The sequence below is a fragment of the Myxococcus eversor genome (genome assembly GCF_010894455.1).
Lineage (GTDB): Bacteria > Myxococcota > Myxococcia > Myxococcales > Myxococcaceae > Myxococcus > Myxococcus eversor.
Genome location: NZ_JAAIXY010000007.1, coordinates 107,613 through 128,684 on the forward strand (window position 1 = coordinate 107,613; position 21,072 = coordinate 128,684).

At 68.8% G+C, this 21,072-nt stretch carries 17 protein-coding genes and 1 other RNA gene; 11 read left to right on the forward strand and 7 right to left on the reverse strand.

Features of this window, described 5'->3' with window-relative positions; genetic code table 11:
• The first annotated feature begins 93 nt into the window (after positions 1–93).
• The 3 genes from G4D83_RS15910 to G4D83_RS15920 all read left to right on the forward strand — a co-directional run bounded on the left by G4D83_RS15910 (position 94) and on the right by G4D83_RS15920 (position 4,127).
• Positions 94–1,215 carry a DHH family phosphoesterase gene (locus G4D83_RS15910; RefSeq protein WP_163865607.1) on the forward strand — a complete coding sequence of 374 codons (1,122 nt, stop codon included), beginning with the start codon at positions 94–96 and terminating at the stop codon, positions 1,213–1,215.
• A complete protein-coding gene (locus tag G4D83_RS15915) occupies positions 1,212–2,357 on the forward strand; it encodes a cysteine desulfurase family protein (RefSeq protein ID WP_163865608.1) in 1,146 nt (381 codons plus the stop codon). The genes G4D83_RS15910 and G4D83_RS15915 overlap by 4 nt, the downstream gene beginning before the upstream one ends.
• A 180-nt stretch (positions 2,358–2,537) precedes the next feature.
• Complete coding sequence (locus G4D83_RS15920) at positions 2,538–4,127, forward strand: right-handed parallel beta-helix repeat-containing protein (protein WP_163865609.1); 1,590 nt, start codon at positions 2,538–2,540, stop codon at positions 4,125–4,127.
• Here the strand turns inward: G4D83_RS15920 and G4D83_RS15925 are convergent.
• From G4D83_RS15925 to G4D83_RS15935, 3 genes are all read right to left on the reverse strand, one after another.
• Positions 4,104–4,289, reverse strand: a complete 186-nt coding sequence (locus G4D83_RS15925; RefSeq protein WP_163865610.1) for a hypothetical protein — start codon at positions 4,287–4,289, stop codon at positions 4,104–4,106. The genes G4D83_RS15920 and G4D83_RS15925 overlap by 24 nt on opposite strands.
• A 110-nt stretch (positions 4,290–4,399) precedes the next feature.
• Positions 4,400–5,392, reverse strand: coding sequence for a serine/threonine-protein kinase (locus tag G4D83_RS15930; protein WP_163865611.1), 993 nt, complete (start codon positions 5,390–5,392; stop codon positions 4,400–4,402).
• The gene (locus tag G4D83_RS15935; protein ID WP_163865612.1) at positions 5,389–6,342 is read right to left on the reverse strand and encodes a tetratricopeptide repeat protein; all 954 of its coding nucleotides are present in this window, start codon (positions 6,340–6,342) and stop codon (positions 5,389–5,391) included. The genes G4D83_RS15930 and G4D83_RS15935 overlap by 4 nt, the downstream gene beginning before the upstream one ends.
• 196 nt (positions 6,343–6,538) lie before the next feature.
• Between G4D83_RS15935 and ssrS the strand changes: the two genes are divergently transcribed.
• From ssrS to G4D83_RS15960, 5 genes are all read left to right on the forward strand, one after another.
• Positions 6,539–6,733, forward strand: a non-coding RNA gene (gene ssrS, locus G4D83_RS15940) — 6S RNA.
• Positions 6,734–6,752: 19 nt separating this feature from the next.
• On the forward strand, positions 6,753–7,400 hold the full coding sequence (locus tag G4D83_RS15945) for a 5-formyltetrahydrofolate cyclo-ligase (protein WP_163865613.1): 648 nt from the start codon (positions 6,753–6,755) through the stop codon (positions 7,398–7,400).
• A complete protein-coding gene (locus tag G4D83_RS15950; protein ID WP_163865866.1) occupies positions 7,397–8,188 on the forward strand; it encodes a TIGR00282 family metallophosphoesterase in 792 nt (263 codons plus the stop codon). Before G4D83_RS15945 ends, G4D83_RS15950 begins: the two co-directional genes overlap by 4 nt.
• A gap of 57 nt (positions 8,189–8,245) precedes the next feature.
• Positions 8,246–9,508: a tyrosine--tRNA ligase gene (gene tyrS / locus G4D83_RS15955; protein ID WP_163865614.1), complete on the forward strand. Its 1,263-nt coding sequence runs from the start codon at positions 8,246–8,248 to the stop codon at positions 9,506–9,508.
• Between the two features lie 96 nt (positions 9,509–9,604).
• A complete protein-coding gene (locus tag G4D83_RS15960) occupies positions 9,605–10,774 on the forward strand; it encodes an EndoU domain-containing protein (protein WP_163865615.1) in 1,170 nt (389 codons plus the stop codon).
• Between the two features lie 206 nt (positions 10,775–10,980).
• Here the strand turns inward: G4D83_RS15960 and G4D83_RS15965 are convergent, their stop codons facing one another.
• Both G4D83_RS15965 and G4D83_RS15970 read right to left on the reverse strand, forming a co-directional pair.
• Positions 10,981–17,046, reverse strand: coding sequence for an alpha-2-macroglobulin family protein (locus tag G4D83_RS15965; RefSeq protein ID WP_163865616.1), 6,066 nt, complete (start codon positions 17,044–17,046; stop codon positions 10,981–10,983).
• 49 nt (positions 17,047–17,095) lie between these two features.
• Complete coding sequence (locus tag G4D83_RS15970; protein WP_163865617.1) at positions 17,096–17,749, reverse strand: SAM-dependent methyltransferase; 654 nt, start codon at positions 17,747–17,749, stop codon at positions 17,096–17,098.
• Positions 17,750–17,825: 76 nt separating this feature from the next.
• Here G4D83_RS15970 and G4D83_RS15975 point away from each other — a divergent pair, with 76 nt between their 5' ends.
• On the forward strand, positions 17,826–18,242 hold the full coding sequence (locus G4D83_RS15975) for a hypothetical protein (RefSeq protein ID WP_163865618.1): 417 nt from the start codon (positions 17,826–17,828) through the stop codon (positions 18,240–18,242).
• Positions 18,243–18,301: 59 nt separating this feature from the next.
• Positions 18,302–18,589 (forward strand): hypothetical protein, encoded by a 288-nt coding sequence (locus tag G4D83_RS15980; RefSeq protein WP_163865619.1) that lies wholly within the window; start codon positions 18,302–18,304, stop codon positions 18,587–18,589.
• Between the two features lie 9 nt (positions 18,590–18,598).
• On the opposite strand, the gene G4D83_RS15985 is transcribed toward G4D83_RS15980, so the two are convergent.
• A complete protein-coding gene (locus G4D83_RS15985) occupies positions 18,599–19,210 on the reverse strand; it encodes a hypothetical protein (protein ID WP_163865620.1) in 612 nt (203 codons plus the stop codon).
• 57 nt (positions 19,211–19,267) lie between these two features.
• On the opposite strand from G4D83_RS15985, the gene G4D83_RS15990 reads away from it, so the two are divergent.
• Entirely contained in the window at positions 19,268–19,576 is a 309-nt protein-coding gene (locus tag G4D83_RS15990; protein ID WP_163865621.1) for a hypothetical protein, read from the forward strand.
• 79 nt (positions 19,577–19,655) lie between these two features.
• Here G4D83_RS15990 and G4D83_RS15995 read toward each other — a convergent pair whose 3' ends face one another.
• A complete protein-coding gene (locus tag G4D83_RS15995) occupies positions 19,656–20,795 on the reverse strand; it encodes an acyl-CoA dehydrogenase family protein (protein ID WP_163865622.1) in 1,140 nt (379 codons plus the stop codon).
• Positions 20,796–21,072: the final 277 nt, after the last annotated feature.

Here is a 21,072-nt window from a genome sequence, read left to right on the forward strand (position 1 = left end):
ATTGGTGTGCGGGTGACACCGCGCCCTCGATGTCGAGCAGACAACATCCGGCATCTCGAAACCCGAGGCCGGAGGAAGTAAAGAAGACTCTCCATGCCCGTGACCCAGTCCTTCAACAGCCGCCGTGCCCAGGCAACCCTCGGGGGCGAGCTGACGGAGCCTCCGCCACCACGCCTGGCCCAGCTGTCCGCTCGCGACAAGCTGGACCGGCTGCTCCAGGTGGCCAAGGGGCACCGCAAGGCGCTCATCCTCACGCACGACAACCCGGACCCGGACTCGCTGGCCGCCGCGGTGGCACTCGCCCACCTGCTGGAGCGCCGAGCGGACGTGGAGGCCCACGTGGGCTACGGGGGCATCATCGGCCGGGCGGAGAACATCGCCTTCGTGAAGGTGCTGCGGCTGCCGATTTCGCACGTGTCGCAGATCGACTTCGACGAGTACGACCTCTTCGGCCTGGTGGATACGCAGCCGAAGGTGGGCAACCACTCGCTGCCCGCGCGGCTGGAGGCGCACCTCGTGGTGGACCACCACCCGCTGCGTGAGGAGAGCCTGGCGTCGCCCTTCGCGGACGTGGGCGGTGACTTTGGAGCGACGTCCACGATGCTGGTGGAGTACCTGCGCGCCGCGCGCGTGGAGCCCTCCGTCGAAGTGGCCACCGCGCTGTTCTACGGAATCAAGGCGGACACGCGGGACTTGGGCCGCGAGACGACCCAGACGGACATCGACAGCTACCTGTGGCTGTTCCCGCGCATGGACAAGTCGATGCTCGCGCAGATCGAGCACCCGGAGCTGCCGGCGCGCTACTTCCAGCTCTACCACACGGCCTTCGAGCGGGCGAAAGTCTACGGCACCGCCATCGTCACCGACCTGGAGGAGGTCTACTCCCCGGACATGGTGGCGGAGGTCGCCGAGCGGCTGATGTTCCTGGAGGGCACGAAGTGGTCGCTGGCCTTCGGCACGTACCGCAACCAGCTCTACTTCAGCCTGCGCGTGAAGGACCGGCGGATGAACGCGGGCCGGCTCATCCGCGAAATCTTCGAGGACTACGGCGGCTCGTCCGGAGGCCACGGCAGCATGGCGGGCGCGAGGCTTCCGCTGTCGGGCAAGGCCGCGCAGCGCAAGGCGCTCAAGCGTGAGCTGGTGAGTCGCTTCCTGGAGGCGTTCGGCGTCTCGGACGAGCGGCCCGTGTCGCTGCTCTCCGCGCAGGACTCGTGATCTACTGGGACTACAACGCCGCCGCGCCGGTGCGCTCGGAAGTCCTGACTGAGCTGGCGCGCGCGCTCGTGCACGGTGGCCATGGCAATGCCTCCAGCGTGCACGCCGCCGGACGTGAGGCCCGGGCCCGGCTGGACGCCGCGCGAGCCCGGGTGGCGCGGGTGCTGGGCTGCGAGCCGAAGGAAGTGACGTTCACCGCGTCGGGCAGCGAGGCGGACGCGCTGGCCCTGGTGGGCGCGTGGCATGCGCGTCCCTCGCCGGAGCGACGACGAGTGGTGACCTCCACCATCGAGCACCCTGCCCTGCTGGGCGCGGCGGCGCAGCTCGAGCGGGAAGGCGCGCAGGTGGTGCGCGTGGAGCCCGGTCCGGAGGGCCGCGTGCGCGTGGAGGACGTGCTCGCGGCGCTGACGCCGGACACGGCGCTGTGCTCGCTGATGTGGGCCAACAACGAGACGGGCGTGGTGCAGCCCGTGGCGGAAGTCGCTCGGGCGTGCCGCAAGCAGGGCGTGCTCTTCCACACGGACGCGGTGCAGGTGGCGGGCAAGGTGCCGCTGTCGCTGCGCGAGGTGGACGCGGACCTGCTCTCGTTGTCGGCGCACAAGTTCGGCGGGCCCGCGGGCGTGGGCGTGCTGGTGGTGCGCAAGGGCGTGGACGTGCGGGCCCTCACGCCCGGACACCAGGAAGGGGGCCGGCGGGGGGGAACGCAGAACATCCCCTACGCGGAGGCGCTCGCGCTCGCGTTGGAGCTGGCGACGCGGGAGCAGCCCGCGTTGGAGGCGCGAGTCGGCGCGCTGCGGGACGACTTCGAGCGCGCGGTGCTGGAGGCGGTGACGGGCGTGACGGTGAACGGTGCGGGGGTGCCCCGCGTGCCCAACACCAGCAACCTGCGCTTCGACGGCGCGGAGGGCGAGGCGCTGCTCATCGCGTTGGACCTGGATGGCATCTGCGTGTCGATGGGCGCGGCCTGCGCGTCCGGAACGTTGACCCCCTCGCACGTGCTCCGAGCCATGGGCCTGTCCGCGGCCCAGGCGCGTGGAAGCCTCCGCTTCAGCCTGGGGCCCGACACCCGCGAGGACGATGTGCGCCGCGTCGTCGACGCACTCCGTCATCACCTCCCCCGGGTTCGCGCCCTCGCGGGCTGAAGCCCGTTCCGGCCCGCGCCGCTACGTACGCCGGGTGCACTTGACGGAAGGCCGCGCCCGCCGAACCCCGAGCATCCTCCTGTGAATGCCGCGTCCCCCTTGGGGGCATGAGCGCTTGATGAAGCCACCTCCGGTGGAAAGCATCTCCCCCACTGCCGACACACCCGAGGGGGGCTGCACATGGGTCAGGGTTCGAAGGGGCTGGGGTTTTTGAGGAATCGGTTCGCGGTGCTCGTGTACGGGCTCGCGCTGGCATGCGGCCCCAGCCCTCAGGAGCGCGGTGGCGATGACGCGCGGCCCGAGTCCACGGAGTCGGGCTCAACGCGAGCCCTGTCACATCCAGGTGACGCGAGCACGAGCACCACTGCCGGGGGCTCGGTGCTGTGGGAGGAGCAGATGACGCCGCTCAACGCGGAGGAGCGTTTCCGGCAGCGCTGCCCCTCCGCGGACGATGCGCAAGGGCCCACGCTGTACGTCGCGAACACCGGACCGCGGGATTTCGAGGCCCCGCTGGGCTCCGTGGCCAACCCCTTCTTCACCATCATGGCGGCGGTGAAGGTGGCGCAGCCGGGTTACGTCATCCAGGTCCGCGAGGGGACCTATCCCGAGCAGGTCGCCATCAATCCGCTGAAGGCGCGCCCCGGCACGGCCACGGCGCCCATCGTCCTGCGTGGAGAGCAGTACCGCCGCCCCCGCATCGTCCCCTCCTCCACCGACGTGGGCAGCTTGCTGGTGGTGAGCCAGCCCTACTGGATTGTCCAGGCCGTCGAGGTGGACGTGGAGGAGCGCCCCTCCTTCGCCGCGCTCTTCGAGGACAGCACCACGTGCTCGCAGCTGACCGACTCCGTGCTCCATGGAGGCAGGGCGGGCGGAGGCGTCGTCGTCAGTGACGCGAGCCGGGTGCTCATCGACGGCAATTCGATATTCGACTTCTCCAGGACGGGCCTCGACTCCCACGGCGTCGCGGTGAAGGGCGTCTCACGCGAAGTCTTCATCACGGAGAACAACATCCACGATGCCTCGGGTGACGGAGTGCAGTGCCAGCCCAACCTGGGCAGGCCGTCCACCGTCTTCATCGAGCGCAACCAGATGTACGACTGCGGGGAGAACGGCATCGACGTGAAGGCCTGCGACGACGTCGCCATCCACGAGAACGTGCTCTTCGGCTTCCCCAACCTGGAGCGATACCCGTGGCAGGCCACGACGTCCGCCGCCGAGGCGGTGCTGGTCCACGAGGACGCGACGAACATCCAGATTGTCGGCAACCTCGTCTTCCAGGCCGGCCGCGGCATCTCCATCGGAGGGCTGGCCCTGGTGGACACCCCCGTCAACGTGCTGGTGCAGGGCAACGTCGTGACGGACATCTACAACTTCGCGAATCGGGGCAACGGCCAGGGCATCCGCATCGCGAGGGCGCATGGGGTGCGCGTGCTCGGCAACCTCATCGAGCGCACCGTGGACTCGGGCCTGCGGCTGGCCGCGGATGAGCCTCTCGTCGTCACGAATCTCACGGTCCTCGACAACACGCTGCGGGACATGCGCAGCTTCGTGAAGCTGGGCCGCGACACCGCCCGCCCCGGCCTTCGGATGGACCGCAACCGCTACGAGGGCGCCACCGGAAGGTTCAGCGCCTTCGGGCTCCTGTCCGACGGCGACTTCACGGCCTGGCGCGAACGGCTCACGCCCTACGGCTTCGAAAAGAACTCCGTGCGCGTCACCCCGGGAGACGACCCGGACGAAGAACCCCTACCAATGCTGGTCGGGGAGTGACTTCTCCCGGACCTCTTCGTCCGGCTGTCCGTAGCCCGGCATTCCATCCTCGCGAGGTTCCTCCGGCTTGGGAGGAAGCCGCTGGGGCAGGTCCTCGCGCGCCTTGCGCTCGGGGGCGGGCTCTTCGGGCTGGGGCTTCGGTGGCTGAGGCTGGGTGGCCATGGCGATTCCTCGGGGGCGCGGACCTGCGCGCTCGACAGGAAATCTCGCCATCCCCCTGGCCGGAGGGGACTGGGGGACGCGACGCACCGGGCAGGCACGTGCCCGCTCGTCTACTCCACGCGCGAGGTGCCGGTGGGCGCCGCCGGAGGCGTGCTCGCGGGCGCTTCGTCACTGGCGCCGAACAGGCCTCGCACCACGGCGGCGATGGCCAGGGGCGTCCCCACGCGCTCGTCGTAGTGCGGCGCGAGCGCCTGGGCGAAGGACTCGGCGGAGGTGAAGCGGTCCTCGGGGCGCTCCGAGAAGGCGCGTCGAACCACGTCCTCGAGCGCCTCCGGGACGTCCGGGCGCAGCTCGCGCAACGGCCGGTAGCGCCGGGAGCGGATGGCCTGGAACACCTCGTCCGGCGTGGCGCCGGTGAAGGGGCGCTCCAGCGTCAACAGCTCGTAGAGCACCACCGTCGCCGCCCAGAGGTCGGCCTCTGGACTCACCTGGCCGAGCAGCGACTCCGGAGAGAGGTAGTACGGCTTGCCCAGCACCTCGCCCTCCTGGAGCTTGCCGTCGACGAGCACACGGGAGACGCCGAAGTCGCCCAGCTTGATCTCCCCCACGCGGGAGATGAAGAGGTTGGAGGGGGACACGTCACAGTGGACGATGCCCAGCGGCTCACCCTGCGGTCCGGTGGCGGCGTGCGCGTATGCGAGCGCCTCCAGCAGCACCTTGCCCAGGTACACCGCGAAGTCCAACGGCAGGGGGATTCCTCGCACCTTGCAGCGGCGGAGAATCTGGCCAAGGTCCCGGCCATCCACCAGCTCCATGACGATGAAGTAGATGCCCTCCAGCTCACCAGCATCCAGCACCGTCACGATGTTGGGGTGGTGCAGTTGCTTGGAGAGCTGCGCCTCGCGCGAGAACAGCGACACCGACTCGGGATCCGCCGTCAGCGCCGGCAAGAGCCGCTTGAGCGCGACGGTCCAACCCTCGCGAGACCCGGACAACACCCGCGCCCGGTACACCTCCGCCATGCCGCCCTTGCCCAGCACGGAGAGAATCTCGTAGTGGCCGAAGACCCGCTGGGTCTTGGGGGGCGAGGGCGTCTGAGTCACGGGCTCGTGCTTCCGGATCCCACCGGCGCGCGCTTGCGGTTCTTCACCTGCTCGATGTCACTCCCCAGCGCATTCACCAGCGCGCGCTCCCAGGCCTTGGGCTCCTCGGGCGTCCAGCCCTGGTCCAGCGCCCTTCTCAGCAGGGGCGCGACGCGGCCCTTGTTGCCCACCATGTTGTGCGCGTACGCCTGCCACGCGTAGACATCCGGACGTCCAGCGGGCACCGGCGAAATCCGGCCCAGCCACTCCAGCGCCTTGCTGGCGTTGTTCGCCCCCAGGCTGCAGGCGGCCATTCCCACCAGCGCATCCACGCTGCGCCCATCTTCCTTGAGCGCGGCCTCGAAGCGCGGGCGGGCAATCTCCCACTTGCTCAACGCGAGCCACTTGAGCCCCTCGCTCACATGGCCCGTCGTCACCATGGGGGGCTGGGCCTGGGCGGCCTTTGCCTCCGCGCCGCCCTTGGGTGCCGCGGCGGCCTCTGCCGCCGGCGCGGCGGCGGGCTCCGGCTCGCCCTCCTCGGCCTCGGTCGCGGACTCCTTCAGCGCCTCGTCCTCCCGCTCGTCCGGCACCCCACCCTGGCCCCGCAGGAGCAGCTGCGAGTCCTTCAAGCCGGGCGAGTGACACCCCGACGGGAGCCGGAAGCGCCCGGTGAGCACCGAGGTCTGCGGGTTGTAGATGGCCAGCACCGGGAAGCTCCGGGCGCCCACGCACTCAGGCACCCCGGACAGGCACACCTGCATCGTGGCGACCAGGACGTTGCCCTGGAACTCACCGGAGAGGACCTCGGTGCCCGGAGGGAACTTGCAGCCACCTCCAGAACCGGCGGACGTGCCAACCAGGCGCTCGCCCTCCATGTGCAGGTCGACCTGCCCGTAGGTATCCCCCACATAGGGGCCTGCGAGCTTCGGTCCCGCCCAGGCGAGGCCGGAGGTGACGGAAAGAGCCGTCACGAGTGCCTTGTTTAGAAGCGAGAGCGGCATGTGCGGGGTGTGGGGGGCTCCCATCATAGGGGGGCCGTGCTTGCCTTGTAAACGCGCGAGGATGCCTTGACCGCGACGCTTCCCATCCTTATCATTTCAGAAGGTGGTCGCGAGATTTCTCAGTTATTTCGAGGCCTTGGTGGCACTGTAGCTTTGTTTCAAGGGCTGTCCCCTGCGGGGCGCGTGATGCTCAGCAGAAATTCGAACCGATACGTCCGTTCCGGGGTCCGTTTCGGCTTCCATGTGCAAGCCCTCCCCTCTCACGAGGGATGAGGGAAGCCTGCGGAGGCATGATTTCGGTCCCCACCTGGCTTTTAGGGTTCAATGGACGCTGGGCACACGGCCATGCGGCGGGGGACTTTTTCTGCGGAGCGGCGGCGGTGAGCGAGACTGTGGTGGAAGAGGCGGCGGCGGCGAGGAAGCAGACTCAGCGAGACGAATTGACGGCGCGCCGCAAGGCGATGACGCCTGAAATCGTCGATTCGCGGGGTCTCAAGGTGCAGTCTCGGTTCCTGGCGACCCAGTATTACCAAAATGCGAAGACAGTGGCGCTCTACGCGCCCATCAGGGGTGAGGTGCCCACTCGGGACATCCTCATCGCGGCGCTGCAAGACGGGAAGATCGTCTGTTACCCGCTGTCCCATGTGCACGGGCGCATCCTCTCCTTCCGGGCCATCAAGTCCGAGGCGGAGCTGGAGCCTGGGCGGCTGGGTGTCCGGGAGCCGACAAACAGCGCGGACCTGGTCGATGTGAAGGATATCCACCTCTTCGTCGTTCCCGGTCTGGGCTTCACTCGGGACGGCAAGCGCCTGGGACGCGGAGGCGGCTACTACGACGCCACCCTGCGCTCGGCGGATGATCGCAGTCGCCGGGTGGGGTTGGCCTTCAGTGATCAGCTCGTCGAGTCCCTGCCTACGACAGGGGACGACGTGGACATGGACCTCATCGTCACGGAGTCCGAGTCCTGCCGCGGCCTGTCCCGCGAGGCGAACTTCCCGAGTACGTGGCCGAGCTTCCTGAATACGTGAAGGTCCTGTTCATGGGAGACGTGGTGGGTCGTCCGGGGCTTCAGGCCGTCCGAGCGCTCCTGCCACGTCTGAAGGCCACCCATGGCGTGGACATCACCATCGCCAACGCGGAGAACAGCGACCAGGGTGCCGGCATCTCTCCGGAGACGGCCGACACCCTGCTCTCCGCGGGAGTGAATCTGCTGACCAGCGGCAACCACTTCTGGTCCAAGAAGGCCATCATCCCCTGGGTGACGGCCCATCCGGACAAGCTGCTGCGGCCGGCCAACTACCCCAAGGACACTCCAGGACGAGGCCATGGCGTGGTGACGCTCCCGGACGGGCGCGCGCTGGGCGTCATCAACCTGGAGGGCCGCGTCTTCATGCGCGCGCACGACAACCCCTTCGAGGTGGTGCAGGGGCTGGTGGAGGAATTGCGCGCGCGCACGCCGTGCATCCTCGTGGACATGCACTGCGAGGCCTCCAGCGAGAAGAACGCCATGGGGGCGCACCTGGACGGGCGGGTGTCCGTCGTCGTGGGCACCCATACCCACGTGCAGACGGCGGATGAGCGCATCCTCCCCGGCGGCACGGCCTTCATCACCGACGTGGGCATGTGCGGCCCGCTCGACTCGGTCATCGGGATGAAGAAGGAGCAGTCCCTGGCGCGGTTCCTGGGGCAGAAGCACGCGCCCTATGAAGTCGCCGAGCGGCTCGTCTATCTCCAGGGTGTGGTGGTGGACATCGACGATGCCTCCGGACGCGGCAAGAGCATCGAGCGTGTCCGAGTGCACCTTCCGGGCACCTGAAAGTCGCGGTGGAAGGGCCGTTCGCGCAGGCCCGCTTTCGGCTAAGGTCCGCCGCCCATGAATCCGGACGCGCTGCGCAAGGCGACCCCCGAGGAGCAGTTCGAAGAAGTCACCCGAGGCACGGTGGATCTCCACTCGCCCGAGGACCTGAAGAAGAAGCTCAAGTACTCGTATGACTCGGGCAAGCCCCTGGTCATCAAGGCGGGGTTCGACCCGAGCCGGCCGGACCTGCACCTGGGGCACTCGCTGCTGCTCACGCGCATGCGCCGCTTCCAGGACTTCGGGCACTCGGTGGTGTTCCTCATCGGCGACTTCACCGCGCTGATTGGAGACCCCACGGGCCGCAACGCCACGCGCCCCGCCCTCACCCGCGACGAGGTGAAGGCCAACGCGGAGACGTACAAGCAGCAGGTCTTCAAGGTGCTCGACGAGGCGAAGACGACGGTGCGCTTCAACTCCGAGTGGTTGGACAAGCTCGGCACCGAGGGGATGATCCGCCTGGCGTCGCGCTACTCGCTGCAGCGGATGCTGGAGCGGGACGACTTCAAGAAGCGCTTCCGGGAGCAGGTCTCCATCGCCATCCACGAGATGCTCTACCCGCTCCTGCAGGGCTACGACTCCGTGGCGCTGAAGTCGGACGTGGAGCTGGGCGCGACGGACCAGCTCTTCAACCTGCTGGTGGGCCGGCAACTGATGCGCGAGGAGAACCTGGCGCCCCAGGTCATCATGACGGGCCCCATCCTGGAGGGCCTCAACGCGACGCTCGTCGACGGCAAGATCGTCGGCGACAAGATGTCCAAGAGCCTGGACAACTACGTGGGCGTCAGCGAGGCGCCGGACATGATGTTCGGCAAGCTGATGAGCATCACCGACGACCTGATGTGGCGCTACTACCAGCTCCTGTCGTCTCTGACGCTCACCGAGCTGGGGGAGCTGCAGGCCAAGGTCGCCTGCGGCGAGGTGCACCCCAAGGCCGCCAAGGTGGGCTTCGCGCGGGAGATGACGGCGCGATTCCACGGCGCCGAGGCGGGCCGCAAGGCGGAGGAGGACTTCGAGAAGCGCTTCGCCAAGAAGGAGCTCTCAGCGGATGAGTTGCCTCAGGTGGAGCTGTCCTTGGCCGGCGCGGCGACGATGCCGGTGACGAAGTTGCTGGCCGAGGCGAAGCTGGTGGCCTCGTCGACCGAGGGGCGGAAGATGATCACCCAGGGTGGCGTCAAGGTGAACGGCGAGAAGGTTCAGGACGTCAAGGCGGACCTGGGCCCCGGCGAGTACACCGTGCAGGTGGGCAAGTTGAAGGCCGCCCGCGTCAAGCTGGCGTGAATTCCCGGGGGCGGCCCTCCGTCCCTGGAGCCCGAGGAGCCCTCCACCCGCCCCTGTTTCGAGGGGCGGGGTGGGATTGGGATAGAGTCACGCGCCATGCGTTTTCCCGCCCTGAGCCTCGGCCTGCTGCTGACCGCCCTTCCCGCGCTGGCGGGTCCCGGCGCGTTCGTGTCCGACGTCTCCGTGGACGCGGTGGAGCAGCCGGAGTCGTCCAAGGTCGTCTTCACGGTGGAGGCCGGGACGACATATCCCCTGCTCAAGAAGGGCGGACCCGGCAGGGCCTGGTGCAAGCTGCGCGGCGTCTCCACCGAGGGCTGGGTGTTGTGCGAGGGCGCCCAGGAGACCACGGTGCAGGCGGCGCCGAGTTCGACGTTGCTGGCGGCGGCGGACCGGGCGGACGCGGCGCAGCGCGCGAAGGCACGCGAGCAGATGTTCGCGGCCCGCGCGGATGAGTCGGACGAGGAGAGTGCCGAGCCCGTCGTCGTCTCTGCGCCCAGCGGCGCGGCCCCGCGTTACGAGGGAGCTGCCCCGGCCGCGAGCGCGCCCCCCTCGACGGTGGCGGTGACGTGGAAGGCCGCCACGGGCTGCGCGACGACGTGCTCCAGGAAGCCGCTCTTCGACAAGCGCCCCACGCTGTCCGCGATGGACAAGGAAGTGCTCGCGTTGTGCCCCGCGCGCCCGGATGTGAGCGTGAGCGCGAACGACGTGCGGCGCTTCATCACCCGTTACTACGATGACCCGCGCCTCCAACTGGCCCTGTCCGCGGCGGGGCGTCCGGGCAAGAAGCAGGCGAACATCGACTGGCTGACCAGCCTGTGGGTGAGCACGGGCCCGCGCAACGCCTTCACGCACGTGTTCTGCGGAGATGATTGGGACCGAGGCCCCATCGGCGGCCTGCACTTCCTGCCGCGTTATGCGCAGCTCGAGGCCGAGGGAAAGCTCTGCTACGGCGGCCCGGCGCGCGGCGGCTCCGCGAAGACGCAGGACCAGTACCTCATCCGGTTCCAGGGCGTGGCTCCCTGGTCTTGTGGGGAGAAGCGAATTGGCGGCTTCTCCGAATCACCGGACGCGGTGGGCCTGATGTCGATTGGCACGCGGGCCTTCGCACGGTGCTGCGCCCGTGACGGCGCGAAGAAGGAAGGCGGCGTCTACAGCGCGAAGGACCTGGGCGGCACGCGCTGGCAGGTCTGGTGCGGCACGCGCAACGGCACCTACGGCATCGCCACGCTCCACCCCACCGACGACGCCGCCACCTGCGGCGAGTGAGCACGAGCCCTTCTCCTTGCCGTAGGGGGCACATGCATACCGGGCTTGCCCTTCCCTCCTCCGCACCCGCCGAGGCAGACGAAGCGCGAGCCACCGCGTCGAAGCAAAGCCAGGGTGTGACGCGCCCCCCGAAAACGACCAGGGCCCGCTCGTGCATCCGAGTCGGGCCCTGAATCGAAACTCCGCCTGCCGCCGCTGCGTCCTCGCTACTTCGCCGGCCCCACGGTGAGCATCGCGCCCGTCGAGTACGCGGTGAACTCCGGCGCGTACATGGACTGCACGGTGGCCGGCCCCACACGGAAGGTGCCCGCCATGTTCGCGCGCACCCGGTACTTGAAGGTGTACTCACCCGCGGGCAGCCACTCGAAGAAGAAGTTGGTGCCCGAGTCGCGCGTCTCCTCGTACCAGACGATGCCCAGGTCATACTTGTGGCGGGACTGCGCGTTCTCCGGCTCCAGGCCCGCCGCGCGTGGGTCTCTCAAGTGGACGTACTCCGCCGCGTGCTTCGTGCGCAGCGAAATCTGCACCTCCACCTCATCACCTGGATTGAGCACCGTCCCTTCGGCGAGCGGCTGGAGCACGGCCTCGCGGCCCTCGCGTTCGCGGCGGAAGTAGCGACGGGAGACCTGGAAGAAGTCTCCCCGGTCCTCGTCCGGCAGCTTTTCCGTGGAGAAGTGCCACGTGGCCGAGGCGAAGGCGAAGCCCTTCGTCGTCTTCTCCACCACCACGGAGCTCATCGTCTCCGGCTGGAGCTCCGGCCCCGGCACCACCACCTGGTTCTTCTTCCCCGTGTACACGTCCGGAGCGAACTCCATCTGGACCACGCGCGGGCCCACCGTCACCTTCGCGTCCTCACGGATGCCCAGCGCGCCTTCCGCCTCCAGGTATTTCACCAGCGCGTAGAGCGCCTCGGCCGTGGCGCGCGTGGACTTCCAGTGGTTGAGCTTCTTGTCGAGGAGCAACCACTGCACCAGCCCCTCACGCCGCTCGTCCTTCGGCTTCAGCTCCGTCAGCACGCGCAGGGCGAAGGCCTGCGTCTCCGTGGTGTCGTTGTACCAGAGCCAGCTCCGGTCCTCGGGGGCCCAGTACGTGCCCAGCTCCTCCGTCGTCTTCGCCGAGTCCATCACACTGTCCCAGACCTTCAGCGCATCCGTCTGGCGTCCCGCGCGCTTCAGCGTCAGCGCCAGGTAGCCCTTGAGATAGGGCGAGTGCTTCTTCCAATGCGTGAAGCTGAACGCGAGCATCTCCTTGCGCTCGTCCGCGGTCAGCGCCTCGCCCGTGTAGCTCGCATCCGGGTATGCGGAGGCCACGTAGTTGAGGAAGGTGATGAACTCCCAGCTCTGGCCCTTCTTCGCCAGCTTCGGCGCGTACTCCTCGCGGTAGTGCCGGGCCAGGTAGCCCCACGCGTCGCGCGTCATGTCCTGCGGCACCTCCACTCCGTACTCCATGGCGCGCGACAGGCCGTGGACGATGTAGAGCGTCATGTACGGTGACGGCGGACCACCCGGCCACCAGGGGAAACCACCGCTGGACGTCTGCGCCTTGCGCAGCTTGCCCATGGCCGCGTCGCGCTCCGCGCGGGCCACCTTCGGGTCCAACACCTTCACCAGGTCCTGGTCCGAATCCGCGCCGCCCTTGGCCATCTCCAGCCAGGGCGTCTCCTCCAGCGTCATCTTCCGGTTCGGGTCCACCGAGTCCCACGTCTCGAAGCGCGTGGGACGCTGGCTCATCTCCTTCGCCATCTTCGCCACGGCCGGATACTTCGCGTAGAGACTGGCGAGGATGCCGGAGGACACGAAGCGGTTGAGCGTCTGCTCCGAGCACTCGTAGGGGTAGTTCACCAGGTACGGCAGCGACTGGAGCGCCGCGTAGAACAACTGCGTATCCACGGTGACGACGAGCTGCTCGTTCACTCGCGTCGGGTCTCCCCCCTTCTTCAAGTCGTCGAAGCGCATCGTCTTGGAGCCGGGCCCCTTCAACGTGACGAAGCGCGACTGCGCCAGATGCATGCGGCCTGGCAGCACGGGCAACGGCCGCAGCTCGCCATCGCTCAAGTTGCCCGCACGGGCCTCCACGCGGAAGGCCACGGTGCCCACGCGCGCGGGCGTGGTGAGCGGGAAGCGCAGGTTCGTCCCCTTCCCCGGCGCCACCGTGAAGTTCTGCGACGCTCCCTTCACTCCGAACTCCGACAGCAGGCTCTTCTTCGTCTCCGGGTCGATGATGTCCAGCGTGAGCGTGCCCTGACGCGCCTGCTCCGACGCATTGTTCACCACCACCTCCAGCACCGCGCGGTCTCCCTCGCGCAGGAAGCGCGGCACGTAGGGCCGCACCATCAACTCCTTCACGCTGCGGGTGGTGCGCTGCACCGAGCCACCTTCCAGGTCACGCGTCAGGCCGTGGACCCACACGCTCCACGCCGTCACCGAGTCCGGCACGGTGAACTCCAACGTCGCGGACCCGTCAGCCCCCGTGAGGAGCTGCGGCACCCAGAACGCCGTCTCGGCGAAGTTGGAGCGCAGCGCGGCCGGGGCGGCCTCGGCCTGCGCGGGGCCGCCAGCCTGAGCCTGCAGCTTGTCCGAGGCCTTGGCCTTCTCCTCCATCGGCGGCGCGCCAGGAGGAGGCGGCGGCGCCGCATCGGACTCCCGCATCGCCCTCGATTCAGAGCGAGCCACCGGCGCGGGACGCGGCGCGGAGACACCGCCGAAGGACTCCATGGACCGGGTGTTCCCATTCCGGTAGCGCCTGTACCCGGGGCCACCCAGGCCGTAGTTGTCCTCGAACTTGAGTCGGTCCGACGACGGGGGCTCCCACTGGTAGACCGCGCCGTAGCCATGGGACACGAGCCACTGCGTCTGTCCCACCGCCAGGGACGACTGGAGATCCACCGATGACATGCGCGGCGGGTAGAGCGACGAGACACTCGGCGGCGAGTGCGGCGCGAACAGGTCCAACGACTGGTCGTACATATACGCGAGCAGCTCGGCCGCGCCCGCCTCCACCTTCGCGCCTTTGGGGCCCTTCACCGTCACGCGGAAGGTCTCCTTCGCGCCCGGGCGGATCTTGTCGCGGAAGGTGGCGAACTCCAGGCTCAGCTCCTTGTTGTCCCACGGGACAAACACGTTCTCGGAGAAGCGGACCCACTGCCAGTCGCGCACGAGCGTCAGCACGGCGGTAAAACCTCCACGCAGCGCCTCCGTCACCGGCACCTCCACCACCGCGGGCGTCTGGCCGCCCACCAGCGACTTGCGCAGGACGCGCGTGTCCCCCTGATACAGGTCCAGCAGCATCGGCTGGCCCTCGAAGCCGGAGATGGCCAGCAGGCGAGCCACTTCACCGACGCGCACGCTCGACCTCTCCGCCACCAGCGTCGACGCCAGCGAGACGGGCGCGCGGTCGCCCGCGACGAGCAGCTCACGCGCCACGGTGAACGGCTGCCCGAAGGCGTCCGTCGTCTCGTAGTGCAGCCGGTAGGCGCCCGCCTTCAGCGACGGCAGCTTCACGCGGGCGACGCCGTCCGCGCCGTGCTGTACGGTGCCCTTCGTCTGCTCCGCGCCATCCGCCCAGCGCGCCAGCACGGACTGCGGATTGTAGTTCTGCAGCCACCTCGGCTGGAGCGCATCGCCCGGAGTCGGCGTGCTCACCGCGTCCGGGTCCGCCTCCATGAACGGAGGCTTGGGCTGCGGCTCATCCGCCGGCATCAACGGCTGCGCGGGCTGCTTCAACGCCACCAGTCGCCAGCGTCCCGCACCGGGCTGCGGCGCGCCGTTCAGCGTGGAGCGCACCAACTGGACCTCGGCCTGCGTGCCTTCGCGCAGGAAGCCCGTGTCCGTGTCCACGCGCGCCTCCACCGCGACGAACCCCAGGCGGAAGCCCCGACTGGCCGAGCGCGTCTCGCCCCCTTCGTCCGTGGCATCCGCCTCCACGAGGTAGCGCCACGTGAGGCCCGGCGTACGCGCGGAGCGCTCATCCGCCTCCGGGGTGAAGGTCACCTTGAAGCCGCCATCCTCCTCCACCGACGACGAGCCCGCGGCCACGAGCTGCCGCTGCCGCGAGATGAAGCTGGAGTCGTACCACCACCACCAGGGCAGCACCGGCTCACGGTACGCGCGCCAGCGCACCGTGCCCGACGCCACGGGCAGCCCGAAGTAGTAGCGCGCCTCGCCCTTGAAGGTGGCCGGGCGGTTCAACCGCAGCGGCGCGTCCGGGTCCTTCAGCGTCACCTCGAAGGTCGGCCGCTTGTACTCCTCCACGCGAATCGAGGATGAGCCCCCGGACTCCACCTGCACCGTCCACACGCCCAGCAGTCGGCCGGTGGGGACGGTGAACTCGCCCGCCACGGAGCCGAAGTCATTGGTGCGCACCTGACGCCGCTCCACCTCCTGGTGGTTCGGGTCGATCAACCTCACCACCAGGCCCTGCTGCCCCTGCGTCTGGTAGCGCGCCTGGTCTCCTCGCCCCGAGTAGGCCACCACCTTCCACTGCACCTTCTGCAACGGCCGGTAGACGCTCCGGTCCGTGAAGACCAGGGATGACGTCTGCTCGCTGGGCGAGACGCGGTTGTAGAAGGCCAGGCCATTGGGAAGCAGCAAGGCCCCGCGTCCCTCGCCCACCACCATCAGGTACGTGCGATAGCCCTGTCCCGGCAGCGCGGGAAAGGACACGTCGCCCTGGGGGTTGGTCCGGGCACGGGCCGCCTCGCGGAAGCCCGAGCGGTAGTCCATCTGGATGAGCCTCACCAACACTTCCGAGGCGGGCTTGCCCGTCTCGCCCATCAGGATGCGCGCCTCCACCGACGTGCCCTCCGCGTTCCGGGTGAGGGCCACCCACGGCGTCACGGCCAGGAAGGTGGCCTCGATGCGGTTGCCCTTCTCGCGGAAGTCCTCGTGCGCGGAGGACATGATGACGTACGTGCCCTTCTCCTTCAGCGGAGGCGTGACGTAGGTGCGGTGCAGTTGGAAGTCGGGCGTCGCGGGGAGCTGCGTGGACCACGTCGCCGCGGGCTTGCGGCCCCGGACGTAGCGCATCAGCTCGTCGCCGTAGGGCAGGACGTTGTAGTCCTCCACCTTCTTCAGCCGCGCCTCGACGTCGAGCACGAACGCGCGGAAGTAGAGCACCGGCACGTTGCGGTGGGTCACCTCGATGGAGCGGCGGTCCGCGCCATCCGATTGCATGGAGGTGACGCGGAAATCCGGCGCCTCCAGCGACTCCGCCAGCGTGCGGCAACGCGAGGCCCCCAGCGACTTCGGGTAGGCCTGCATGCAGGCCTTCGCCAGACCATGCGCGCGCACCGCGTGGCCCGCTGCGTTCTCCTGCTCCGCGAGCAGGCCCTGCCCCATGGACCACCAGGGCACATCCCGGAACGCATTCAGGTACGCGGCCAGGTGCTGACGGATGCGCGCGCGGTCCTCCGCCTCGGAGAAGTGCTGGAACAGCACCTCGTAGCGCCGCATCCGCGCCTCCAGCGCCGCCTCACGCCGCCCGCCCGTCCGGTGCCACGCCTCCAAATCCCCCAGCACCGCGGCCACCTTCACCAACGGGTGGATGTTGGCATCCGTCAGGTCCACCGTGGGAGAGCCCTCCAGCAGCGAGCCCAGGTCCAACCGGAACACCTCGTTGGCCTGCTCCGCCCGCCAGTGCGTGCTGTCCGCCAACAGCCCCACCCACAGGTACGAGACGGCGTCGCGCAGCGTGGAGCGGATGCCCGCGGGATAGGTGTTCGGCTCGACGTACTCGGACAGCACCTTCACCGGCTCCGCGCCCAGCGACTGCCGCTGCTTCCAGACGTCCTCGTACGCGCGCTGCGCCTCGGTGAGGATCTGCTCGTACGTCCACGCCTTCAGGTCCACCGGCCCCGTGGACGCCACCAGCTCGCGCTTGCGCACCTCCCAGCTGTACACCTGCGCATAGGTGACGAGCGCGTTGGCGTAGTAGAGGTTCAGCGTCGCGCGAGCCAGCGCCCCCTTCGGCCAGGGCTGCTCGCGAAGGAAGCGCACCGTCGTCTCGTAGCCGTGCAGCGCCGAGCGCAGCTGCACGGTGCGAATCAGCGCGCGCGTCCACTCGGACTCGTCCGCGCCGTTGCGCGCCTGATTGAGGCGGGCCTCCGCGGCCTGCGCGGCGGCCTCCACCTTCTGGTTCGACACCAGCGCGTCGATGTCCTTCCACGAAGAGAGCGCCTTGGCCTGCGCCGCTCGGGCCACGGGCGTGGCGAGCAGCAACAGGGACAAGAGCGCCAGCGCGACAGCGGATGTCCAGGTCCGGAGGGTGTGGTGCATGGTCGGCACTCTAGACACATGAGGCCGACCGAGCGTTCCACAATGCTCCTCAGGAAGTGGGTGTCGCTCCCGCCTCGCCCCCCGGCGCCTTGAGACGCAGGCCCACCAGATAGACCTCCATGCTGGCGCCGCGCGTTGCTTCTGGGCGAACCACCTTCACCTCCTCGAAGAGGGCGCGCACCTGGTTGCGGAAGTCCTCGAAGTCGCCCCCCATGAACACCTTCGCCACGAAGGACGAGCCCGGCCGACCGCGCGTCGCGGCCAGCTCCAGCGCCTTGCCCGCCAGCCGCAGACTGCGCGCCTCGTCGGTGGCCTTGATGCCGCTCGTCTTCGGCGCCATGTCGGAAATCACGGCGTCGAACGGACCGTCATGCAGCGCCGTCAGCTTCGCGTCGAAGTCGTCCGCGAGCACGTCCAGCACCGCGGTGCGCACGTGCCGCTGCATGAAGGGACGGATGGCGACGATGTCCACGCCAATCACCTGGCCCGACGTGCCCACGGCCTCCGCGAGAATCTGGAGGAACCCTCCGGGCGCGGCCCCCAGGTCGAGGACCACGTGGCCCTTCTTCACCATGGGGAAGCGCTTGATGAGCTCGTCCACCTTGAAGGCGGAGCGAGCCCGCAGGCCCTCCTGCTTGGCTTTCTGGAAATAGTGGTCTTTAGGACGGTAGGGCTTGCCCATGTCAGAGGGGCTCCCTACCATCCGCTACTGTCTTCGGGAAGCCGGAGCAGTCGTGGGTGTGCAGGCCCGCGCAATGGCGATTCCGGAGGACGTTGCGATGGGCACCCGGGGCTTGACGGCTGCGCTGTGTTTCACCCTGTTGTCGGCGGGTGGAGCGGTCTACTGCTACACCCGGGCGGACGCACTCCAGGTCCAGGGCCAGTGGCTGATGGAACGCGGCACCGCCCAGGCCGAGGAGTACGCGAACCGGCTGGACGGCAAGGCCGCGGACGCCCAGCTCAAGACCTTCGCCGAGCGGCGCGGCGTGCTGGAGAAGGCCCACCTGTGGGAGCGGGGCATGATGCTCGGTGTCCTGGCCGCGGCCATGGCCCTGGTGGGCGCCTACGTCCTGTTCCTGCTCAACCGCCTGGATGACCAGCTCCTGGATGCCCTGGGCGATTTGCGCCCCACCCCGCCCCCGTCGGCCGCTCCCTCGGAGCCCACGGGAGCACTCGTGTCCAGCCTTCAACGGTAGGACTCCCGAGGACCTTCGCGCGCTGGCACAATGGCGCCCCTGCTCTCGCGGAGGTGGCCATGCCCGGCTGTGCGCACTGTGGACACACGCTCGACATCATCGGCAATCAGGTGGGACGCGGCGACACCTGTCCGCACTGTGAAGAGGACGTGCGCTCGTGCCGCAACTGTCGGCACTTCGAACCGAGCGTCGCCAAGGAGTGCAAGGAGCCCTTCGCCGAAGTGCCCTCCGACAAGGACGGCGCCAACTTCTGCGAGCTGTTCCAGGTAGGCGAAGGCGGCCTGCACGCGAAGGCCAGCCGCGACGCGATGATGAGCGCCGCGGAGGCCCTGTTCAGGAAGCGCTGACGCGGCGATTCAGCGCGCGAGTCCCGGGCCCACGGCCACCGCCGAACCCACGAACGGGACGACCTTGGAGAAGCCCGGCGGCGGACTCGCCAGCGCGAGGGGACCGGACTCGCCCCACTGCGTGATTCCGTGGGGCAGCAGGTCCTTCAAGTCGTAGCGCTCGCCGTGCAGCTCGAAGGCGGTGCTCCACACGAGGCGGGCCGTGAAGACGTTCATCGACAGCGAGCGGCCGGTGCTCGCGGGCCCGCTGAACGCGCCGCCCACGACGAGGCTTGCCCGGCGGAACGTGGCGATGGGACGCCCTTCGGAGAACGACGCCGGGTCGTCGAAGTGGGCCCGCGCGTGGCCCGGCTCCTTGAGGTAGACGGTGAAGTCCCCCACGGGGTCCACGCTCAGCGACAGCCCTCCGTTGTCGACGGACACGGACTTGAACGGCGTGGAGCGGAAGGTCAGGAGCGCGGTGGCCTCGGCCACCTTCCCGGTGGGGTCCTCGAGCAGCGGCCCGTGCAGTCCCTCCAGGTGGAGGAAGAAGCCCAGGTCCTGGAGCGTCGAGTCCTCCGACGACAGGTAGAAACGGCCCGTCACGTACCACGCCACGCTCGCCGGAATCACGGGTGCCATCACCACCTCCAGGGCGACACCCTAGCCGACCGCGCGGCCCATGCTAAACGGCGGGAGATGAACCGGAACCTCCTCGTCCTGTCCGCGCTGCTGTGCCTGACTGGCTGCACCACCATCGGGGCCACCAACTACGCCGTGCCCAAGGAGCGGGCCACCGAGTGCAAGCAGATCTGCACCGACCTGGACATGGACCTGGGCGCGGTGGTCGTCATCCGCAGCTCCGCCGGGTGCGTGTGTCAGCCGCGTCCCGCGGAGGGCACGCCCGTGGGCGCTGGCGCGGCGGCGGCGGGCAGCGCGGCCATCCAGGTGCTCGAGGAGGAGCAGTTCAGCGGCACCTACGCGCAACAGCAGCAGGGCATCCGGTAGGCCCCGGCTCGTCGCGGGCGCGTGCGGCGGTGGAACGACGACGGGCGGGCCTCTTCAGACCCGCCCGCCATGCGCGGCGCTAGAAGCCGTAGAGCTTCGAGATGATCTCCTTCATCACCTCGGAGGTCCCGCCGCCGATGGTGATGAGGCGCACGTCGCGCCACATGCGGGCGATGGGCGTCTCCTCGATGTAGCCCATGCCGCCGAAGAACTGCTGCGTGTCGTAGGCCACGCGCTGGGCCAGGTCGCCCGCGAACAGCTTCGCCATGGAGACCTCCTTCACGGGGCTCTCCTTCCGGTCGAAGAGGTCCACCGCGTGGTACGTCAGCCGCTTCGCCGCTTCGATGGCCGTCAGGTGCTCCACGAACTTGTGGCGCCACACCTGGAACTTCATCAGCGGCCGGCCGAACGCCTCGCGCTCGTTGCCGTACTGGATGGCGTCCTCCATCATCCGCTCCATGCCGGCCACGGTGGTGATGGCGCCGACCAGGCGCTCGCCCTGGAAGTTCGTCATGATGTGGTAGAAGCCCTCGTTCTCCTCGCCCAGCACGTAGCGGGCGGGGATGCGGCAGTCCTCGAAGTAGAGGATGGCCGTGTCCGAGGACAGGTTGCCAATCTTGTCCAGCTTCTTGGAGACGCCAAACCCCTTCACGTCCGTGGGGAACGTCACCAGGGAGATGCCGCCGTAGCCCTCACCACCGGTGCGCACCGCCAGGGTGATGAAGTCCGCGCGCGTGCCGTTGGTGATCCACATCTTCGAGCCGTTGATGACGTAGTCATCCCCGTCCCGGCGCGCCGTCGTCTTGATGCTCGCCACGTCCGAGCCGCACCCCGGCTCGCTCACGCCCAGCGCGGCGATCTTCTCGCCCTTGAGCGCGGGCTCCAGGAACTCCCGCTTCTGCTCGTCGGTGCCAATCTCGTTGATGATGGGCGTGGCCATCTGGCTCTGCACCAGCAGCGCCATGTTCACGCCCGCGTTGCGGCTGTAGCTCAGCTCCTCGCAGAACGCCGTCACGTACCAGTAGTCCAGCCCGCTGCCGCCGAACTTCGGGTCATGGTTGATGCCGAGGAAGCCCAGCTCCGCGCACTTCTTGAACAGCTCACGCGGGAAGATGCCGGCCCGGTCCCACTCCAACCCGTACGGCGCCATCTCCTTCTCGACGAAGGCTCGCACCGTCCTGCGGAAGGCCTCGTGCTCCTCGGTGAACGGGTTCGGCATGCACTCTCCTCATTGGCGGGGGGACAACAAGATTGATTTTCGAATCAATAACAGGCGCCTCCGAGAAGCAACAAGGACCGCCAGTGCCCCGCGCGTGACGCGGCGTGCCATCACCGGGGTGGTTGAGGTATGCTGACGCAGCGCGGTATCCGATGGGCTCCAGAGCGGACGTCGAGGGCGAACCAGCGCCCCGCCCTCTGGTGCAGCCCTCGAAGAAAGTCCTGCTTGCCAGGCAGGCGGGCATTAAGTAGGCCCGGCGGGAGATAGTCCGCATCGC

Coding starts and splice junctions, on each gene's coding strand:
- G4D83_RS15910 (WP_163865607.1), top strand. CDS start 94: ATGCCCGTGACCCAGTCCTTCAACAGCCGCCGTGCCCAGGCAACCCTC.
- G4D83_RS15920 (WP_163865609.1), top strand. CDS start 2,538: ATGGGTCAGGGTTCGAAGGGGCTGGGGTTTTTGAGGAATCGGTTCGCG.
- G4D83_RS15925 (WP_163865610.1), bottom strand. CDS start 4,289: ATGGCCACCCAGCCTCAGCCACCGAAGCCCCAGCCCGAAGAGCCCGCC.
- tyrS (WP_163865614.1), top strand. CDS start 8,246: ATGAATCCGGACGCGCTGCGCAAGGCGACCCCCGAGGAGCAGTTCGAA.
- G4D83_RS15960 (WP_163865615.1), top strand. CDS start 9,605: ATGCGTTTTCCCGCCCTGAGCCTCGGCCTGCTGCTGACCGCCCTTCCC.
- G4D83_RS15965 (WP_163865616.1), bottom strand. CDS start 17,046: ATGCACCACACCCTCCGGACCTGGACATCCGCTGTCGCGCTGGCGCTC.
- G4D83_RS15970 (WP_163865617.1), bottom strand. CDS start 17,749: ATGGTAGGGAGCCCCTCTGACATGGGCAAGCCCTACCGTCCTAAAGAC.
- G4D83_RS15975 (WP_163865618.1), top strand. CDS start 17,826: ATGGGCACCCGGGGCTTGACGGCTGCGCTGTGTTTCACCCTGTTGTCG.
- G4D83_RS15980 (WP_163865619.1), top strand. CDS start 18,302: ATGCCCGGCTGTGCGCACTGTGGACACACGCTCGACATCATCGGCAAT.
- G4D83_RS15985 (WP_163865620.1), bottom strand. CDS start 19,210: ATGGCACCCGTGATTCCGGCGAGCGTGGCGTGGTACGTGACGGGCCGT.
- G4D83_RS15990 (WP_163865621.1), top strand. CDS start 19,268: ATGAACCGGAACCTCCTCGTCCTGTCCGCGCTGCTGTGCCTGACTGGC.
- G4D83_RS15995 (WP_163865622.1), bottom strand. CDS start 20,795: ATGCCGAACCCGTTCACCGAGGAGCACGAGGCCTTCCGCAGGACGGTG.